4 protein-coding genes are annotated in these 6461 nt (G+C 49.5%); 1 reads left to right on the forward strand and 3 read right to left on the reverse strand.

The features are described 5' to 3' along the window. Window positions 1–7: 7 nt before the first annotated feature. The 3 genes from O146_RS11995 to O146_RS0110470 all read right to left on the reverse strand — a co-directional run bounded on the left by O146_RS11995 (window position 8) and on the right by O146_RS0110470 (window position 5891). Window positions 8–3304, reverse strand: a complete 3297-nt coding sequence (locus O146_RS11995) for a vWA domain-containing protein (protein WP_155896276.1) — start codon at window positions 3302–3304, stop codon at window positions 8–10. A gap of 54 nt (window positions 3305–3358) precedes the next feature. Next, window positions 3359–4273, reverse strand: coding sequence for a class C sortase (locus O146_RS0110465; RefSeq protein WP_027018434.1), 915 nt, complete (start codon window positions 4271–4273; stop codon window positions 3359–3361). Window positions 4274–4382: 109 nt separating this feature from the next. Next, complete coding sequence (locus tag O146_RS0110470; protein WP_027018435.1) at window positions 4383–5891, reverse strand: SpaH/EbpB family LPXTG-anchored major pilin; 1509 nt, start codon at window positions 5889–5891, stop codon at window positions 4383–4385. A 403-nt stretch (window positions 5892–6294) separates the two neighbouring features. Here O146_RS0110470 and O146_RS12000 point away from each other — a divergent pair. Beyond that, the coding region (locus O146_RS12000; RefSeq protein ID WP_035000824.1) for a helix-turn-helix domain-containing protein at window positions 6295–6461 on the forward strand (167 nt) is incomplete at its 3' end.

Raw genomic sequence — 6461 nt, forward strand, 5'->3', positions numbered from 1 at the left:
TCATTGCTTAGCTCAGAGAGCGACGCCCTAGGAAAATTGCAGCAACAGCGACAATTCCCGCTGCGAATGCCATCCAACCAACTCCAATTCCTCCTACCAATGGCAGGTCGCCTTTTCGAATATCCGCTACTTGCATAATGAACTCAGCCTGTTGTTTATTTGCTTCATTAGGCTTAATTTTGATTTGCGGGTATTGTTGTTCGCCACCTTCCAGGACGACTTGCGGCCCTTTTTCACCACGTTGGATGCTAAATCGCACTGCCTTCGTCAACAGTTGGTAGCCCTCGGGCGCTTTGGTTTCAATGAGCTCATATGTCTCGCCATGCTTGAGCCCTGACACAGTCCGCGTTCCCTCAGTGATTGTACGTGGCCAGCTTTCCGCTGCCGGTATCTTATTGACCAAGAACTCTGCACCCCCGAGTGGCACAGATTTATCCGCTGCATCAACCTTTTGCACGGTGATCGAAACGTCTAGTTGTTTGGCGTTCACAATAGTGCAGTGAACATTTCCGCGGAATGGAATATCGACGCGGAAACCAGGGTTTCGCCCATCATCGATATTCACTAGATTCGGCTTAGTTGTTTCCCATCCTTTGCCTTCGCCTTTGAAGACTTGAGCTGTACAGACGGCATTTTTATCACCTTGTTTTTGCAGCGTATACTCACTCTGCTGCTGCTCTACAACGTTAACTGAGTAACCTCTTCTGCCGGATTGATCGATTGATCGACCGAAATCACCATTTTGGTCCGTGACATCTGTCACGCTAGATTTACGATCGTCACCGTCGATAATGACATTCTGCTGGTCATCAACTGTGGTCGTAAAAGTCCAGTCGGCACCTGGGGTCAATGTTCCATCGTCATTCTGAATCTTTTTGGTCACGCTAAGCGTTCCAAAGCAATTTTGCAGCACGAGCTCTGAAAGATTTTTTGCAAGGTCGGTGAATTGAGCGACTGTAGTAACAGCATCAGGGCTGGAAATATCAGACGCGATTGTCTTAGTATTTCGCACTGCCGCGCGCCAAATTTCTGGCTGATTCGTGATGTCATACTTCACAGCTTTGTACCTGTCGGGAGTATCCCTGATGGTAATTTCGCCTGTTGTGACTAGTTCACGTACAGAATCTGCCTGGCCATAATAGCTAGGATAGCCAATTCCTTCGAGGTGAGGCCATGGTTTTGCTATACCCGTCGTCACCCCTGAAACCGCCGGCGTTTTCTGATGCTCAACTGAGGCCACTTGGAAGTAATCATCTTTGAGAATATATTCATCAAATGGTTCAAAACCCGCCATGATCGTTTCAATCCGGGTGCCTGAGTTCTTAAGCCTGTTAGCTTCTTTTACTGCAGCGGATAAATCACTTTGATTAATGAGATTGCCAATATCGAAACCATAAGGGTAGTCGCGACTACTCGTTGTAGGCAGGCCATCTGTGATGAAATATACTGTGTCGAATTCGCCACTAGGCACCTGCCCCAAACCAGCTTCGTAGTTCGTTCCACCACGCCCATTGCGTGTGAAAGGGCGAGTCAAAGAAGTGACTGCGTTACGAAGCTTCTTGACGCTATCGGCATCGTTCAAACTCAGCGTATCAGTCGACATATCCGGAACAGATTTGGCAGCTGAGGCAAAATTGTATATGGCCATCTCGCTTCCACTGCCCTCCAACGCATCGATTACTCTCCGCCCTGCTTCCACACTTGATATAGCACCGATAGCATTATTGCGGCCAAGCGAATCAGAGGTATCGAATACCAGGGCAATTTTTGCACCACAACGTGGCGTTGCGGTGGGATTCGGAAGCGATTCCGGGAGCCAACCGCGAAGCTCAGTGGTTGGAGTTTCTCCTACGGTCAAGTCAATGCTACCGGCATCTGGATTAAACCACTGTGGTTTTTCTTTCCACATGATAATCTGGCATCCAGTTTGACTGCCTCGCAGAGGAATATACGCCTCGACATCATATGATACTTGCTTTTCGGACGGCCGCCTATTAGTCGTCTTCAGAGTGAAATAAACGCTGCCCCCGCTGACAGTCAGCGTATAGTCTTCATCTTTACGCAGTTCCTGCCAACCATCATTATTAGAACCAAAGCGAAGTTTTAACCTCGGATCATTAACATTAACCCTCCCACTAAGGTTCGAGACACCATTAACCGCAACTTCAACAACATCCACACCGCCGTGCTCTGTGGTTGCCCATTTCTTATCCCACCAAGTCTTTGCAAACAATAGACCATTGTTATGGTGGCACTGATCATATCTGCGGGAGTTTGGAACCTCACGATGACTAGCAGACAAAACAGGGTTGTGATTGTCTTGTGAACCGGTTTCTTCCTTGTGCCACAAGTTAACCCGGCATCCAGTTGCAGAATCGCGCAGAGGAATATATGTCTCTACATCATAAGAAACTTGAGCTAGAGGCGCGCGGTTTTGTGTCGTCTTCAGAGTGAAATAAACGCTGCCCCCGCTGACAGTCAGCGTATAGTCTTCATCTTTACGCAGTTCCTGCCAACCATCATTATCAGAACCAAAGCGAAGTTTTAACCTCGGATCATTAACATTAATCCTCCCACTAAGGTTCGAGACACCATTAACCGCAACTTCAACAACATCCACACCACCTTGCTCTGCCGTCTCCGGGCTGGGGTCCCACCAGGTCTTTGCATACAGCAAACCGCTATTTTGGCTGCACTCGTCCCACCTACGGCGATTTGTAATGGTGCTAAAGCCTGCTCCGGAAACTGGATTTCCTTCAGTAATCGGGGCCATATCTTCTCCGTTAAGCAGGCCTGCGTCAACGGGAGGATTCATGCCAATTTCAATGCCCTCCATGGTGACGCTTAGACTCGACTGGCTAGGGCGTTTTCTCTCACCCGCTGCCCATGAAACTGTGATCGGGCTCCCTGGTTGGACCTCGATTTCGTTTCCGAACTCGACGGATAGGGAGTTGCCCGTGGAAGAAATCCGGTTAGTCGGCAGCGATTCACCGTTAACCGTTAGACCTTTGATCCTGTCAGCAGGCCTAGTTGCAAGTGTTGTGCGCGAAGCAATTTCCAAACGGGTCATTTTCATTGCCTGCGACGCAGACATATGAATTGTAAAGTTCGGTGGACTTTGAAGTTCGACGCGTGTGACCGTAACTGGAGCCTGAATGGTCCCCTGCGCGTGCGCGGCAGGAGTCGTCGAAAATTCTGTGAACTCAGAAGTTGCAGCAGGTATAACGCCTAAAATCAGCAGCAGGGTAAAGGCTGTTGCCACGAAATTCCGCACTATGCGGAGAGGCGTCTTCTCTGTCTTCATCTTTTTATCCTTGACTTCTTACACTGCGGCGGGCTGTCTGTGTTCGCGACACGACTAATTCTGCTCAATTAACGACGGCAGGCTGTATTTTTCTTTGTGCTTACGGTTCATCTTCTTTAACCAAGCGAGTGTAAGCAGCACAAGCAGAACCGCTGCCCCAATAAAAGCCCACATCCACCAGGACCACGTCAAACCACGCGATTTGAATACATCGCCTGCTTCTTCGTCGTATGGCACACGTTGCCCAGTCACCAATAGTCGGTGTGAGTTAACACCATACGGGGTACACGTAATTAGGGTTACCTGGTCTTTGTCCGCCTCTGGGCGTAGCGAGTCAGTCTCATGCGGTAGTACGACGCGAATATCATTGACCTGGTATTTCATTTTTTCGCCAGAAATCGATACATAAATCGGATCGTCCATTTCGACGTCAGTGAGGGTGTCGAACAGCGAGGCATTTACCAAGCCTGTATGCGCTGTTAGTACGGAATGGGTACCTTCACCACCGACGGGCAAATCCGAACCGTATAAGTGACCCACGCCTTTTTGCAGAACGTCTTCACTCGTGCCGTGGTAAACGGGAAGATCAATATCCGCAGATGGAACCACAAGTCGCGCCATAACATCATGCGCATCCAACTCAGCCAAATACGCTTGATAATCCTCGTTATCCTCAGAAATTCTGGTCAACCATGGATCGAGAATTGGCCCTGAAGAATGCGTGCGGTTGTACTCATGTGCCGATGCCAATTGGTCTGCCAATAACTGTTGATCGGTGTTATCAATCTCCTGGGAGTATTTATCTGCTGTACGCATTTGTTCCCAGTTATTGAGTTGAGTAACCACCACCGGGTATAGCAGAAGTAGAATTGCTGCCACGGCCAGGATAACTACCGGTAATACTTTGCGGTTAAACGATTCCACAGCATGCTTGGGTTTTGCCTTAGCATCAGCGGCACGCAATACCATATTAATCCTATCTAGTCATCCGTGACGTGGGTTTTATGATGGTGGGTAACAACCCAAAGCCCTTATCCCCATAAATCAAATCCATGAGGATAGGAAACAGGTTCTCGAATTAAGCTTTCGAGCTAGCACGACGGGCGAACCAGGCTGCCAATCCTGCAACCAGTGCTGCCAGAGCGGCCAACAAGCCAATACCCATGCCACCGGTCAAAGGCAACTGTGGCATCTCGGAGCGAGTGTTCTTAATGTTAGCTTCATACTGAACTGGAGATTGCGTATTCAAAGTTTCATCCTTTGAAACCAGCTTGAACTTGTGAACCTCACTGGTCGCCACGAATCCACGCGGTGCTTTAGTCTCCACCAAACAGTAAGACTTATCGATGTTCGTCGAATCATCTTCGATATTAGTGACATGGATGCCGTCGATCAGAACTGTTCCGTCATCACCGGTCGTCCACTTGGAGGTTTCGCCGATCGTAATCTTGTCTTGCTCTTGCAACTGGTTAGCCTGCGGATCGTCACCGGTGCAACGGTAAAGCTCAAACTCCGCACCCTTCAGTGGAGTTTCAGAGCCTTCCTCGGTCTTGACTACCTTGACCTGACCCCAGTAGGACTTAACCTCATTAGACTCGGTTTCGCGTTCTTGATCCTGATTGGGGTAATGCACAAACTGCTTCGCTTTGTTGACTGCGATACCGTCGGTGCCTTCCAGCTTCTTCACCGTGGCGGTAATCGTGAGGTCAACAGTGGTTCCCGCAGGCAATCCGGAAAGCTTGTCTAGGTTCGTAAAAGACAATTCGACCAAACCTGTTCCTTGATTAATACTCAAGTTGTAATCAGCATTAACCAGTTGCGTGCCATCAGACAGTGCTACCTTAGCCTCAATATTGTCAAGATTTTCCGTGTCGAGTTGGTCCGTAATGCGGAAACCTTTGAGTTTTTCACCCGTTGGAATGACTGGCACGTTACCATGGACCACGTACTCAATGGTCCCCCCAACGTTCTTGTCCGCGTCTTTGACTTCCTTAGTGACGCCGGAAGTGGTGTTCTTGGGTTGGACTACAACGTCATAGTTCCACCCGTCGCCCGCAGCGTTGGTATATGGAAGGGAAACGATAAATGGAGTGGAAGGGGCTACTTCAGAGGCCTGATACGTTTTATTGGTCTCGACATCCGTAACTTGGCCATCAATGGTTTCTTCGAATAGCCAGATTCCCTGTGCGAGTGCAGATGTTCCCGATTCGAATTTGAGTTGGCCGTTATCTCCAGTGGTACCCGTAACTGTCGTCTGGGTAAGAGTAGCGCCTTTCTGTGCGTAGTTGCGAGCAGTAAGGGTGCCTAGTTCTGAGGCATCGACACCATCAACGTTCAGAAGCGTGCCGGTGAAGGTAGCACCTTTCAGTGGGTTACCGGTTACGTTGGGGTCTGCCGTACCGGAACCGGCTTCGCCGATGCTGGTGGGGTTGAGACGCTTATCGATGGTCAGGGTTACCGGTCTATTCTCATCGATGACAGCAGCGGGAGCAGCTTCTTGCGCGACAGCTGTTACTCCCCCCATGGACAGGGATAGGCCAAGAATAGCGACAGCACTAGCTGAACGAATAAATCCAGTTTTCTTCATAGGTATAAGACCTTTCATGACTTAACACCTAATCTTGAGAAAATTTTTGTTAGGTGTTAACGATGACATCCGGAATCTGAATGTTCAACAAGAAAATATATAGCTAACGTTTAGCTACTTACAAGATTGTTCAACGATCTATTACCCCCCCCCCAACAACCCCGGCCATGCGCAACGCGAAAGACCGGAAACCTTCCGGTTCCCGGTCTTGGCATCGTGCGGCCTGAGGTGTCTGATTCCATGACATCGTTCCGCTCTGTCTCACGACATCCTTCCGCCCCTCAAGGCTCTGATGTGCCACAACATCGTTCCGCTGTTCTCACACAACCACCCCAACAGGGACAATGAGGACACACGCACCACCTTAGGATGTAGCGAGACATACTTCCGCCCAAAATAGAGCATGGGCAAGAAACACACTTCCAACAAAGTCATCGTCGAAACCATCCTCGCGACCGGCATGAGTCATAAAGATGCCGCCGCACTCTTTAACGTCAGCACCCGCTGGATCCGCGAACTACTCCACCGCTATCGAGAAGGTGGCTACCAAGCACTACAACCACGCTCCCG

The sequence above is a fragment of the Corynebacterium pseudodiphtheriticum DSM 44287 genome, from assembly GCF_000688415.1.
In the GTDB taxonomy this organism is placed as follows: Bacteria; Actinomycetota; Actinomycetes; order Mycobacteriales; family Mycobacteriaceae; genus Corynebacterium; species Corynebacterium pseudodiphtheriticum.

Excerpts from the sequence above, each read along its gene's own strand:
- O146_RS0110470 (WP_027018435.1), bottom strand. The coding sequence starts at position 5,891 with ATGAAGAAAACTGGATTTATTCGTTCAGCTAGTGCTGTCGCTATTCTT.
- O146_RS11995 (WP_155896276.1), bottom strand. The coding sequence starts at position 3,304 with ATGAAGACAGAGAAGACGCCTCTCCGCATAGTGCGGAATTTCGTGGCA.
- O146_RS0110465 (WP_027018434.1), bottom strand. The coding sequence starts at position 4,273 with ATGGTATTGCGTGCCGCTGATGCTAAGGCAAAACCCAAGCATGCTGTG.